This window comes from Paenibacillus oleatilyticus (assembly GCF_018998565.1).
Taxonomy (GTDB): Bacteria; Bacillota; Bacilli; order Paenibacillales; family NBRC-103111; genus Paenibacillus_G; species Paenibacillus_G oleatilyticus.
In genome coordinates this window covers 1-377 of the sequence record NZ_JAHNZO010000136.1, presented here as the reverse complement: position 1 = coordinate 377, position 377 = coordinate 1, and the positions used below count along the sequence as shown (strand labels likewise).

The 377-nt window shown below is 56.2% G+C and carries 1 protein-coding gene; it reads right to left on the bottom strand.

What is annotated here, in order from left to right; translation table 11 throughout:
- A partial coding sequence (gene rdgC, locus KQX66_RS38965) for a recombination-associated protein RdgC (RefSeq protein WP_216798422.1) occupies nucleotides 1-187 on the bottom strand: 187 nt, incomplete at its 3' end.
- Nucleotides 188-377: the final 190 nt, after the last annotated feature.

Here is a 377-nt window from a genome sequence, read left to right as displayed (position 1 = left end):
GGCCGTTGACCGCGTGCGTCAATGCATCGCTGCGCGAACCCATCGGGGAGACCCAGCCGGTCTTCGCCATGTCCTGGCTGCCGCACGGCGTGAAGGCGAATGCGCTGAGTTGTTTTTCCATTTCATCCGCGTTTAGCGCCACTTCGCGGCTCAAACGGTAAACCATCAAATTCTTAAACCACAGCATAATGGTATCCCAGGCTGGGCGTGCGTTCGGCACGCTGATTCGTCAAAAGCAGGGCGGCATGATAACGAATTGACGCTGAAAAATCGCCCCATTCTCTCTGAATTGCGTCGCTTTACGCAGCGAGAAAGGACGGGACGGAGGGTGGGAAACAGGTGATTCATTCGCGCGCTTACATTAGGCTGTGGCAACG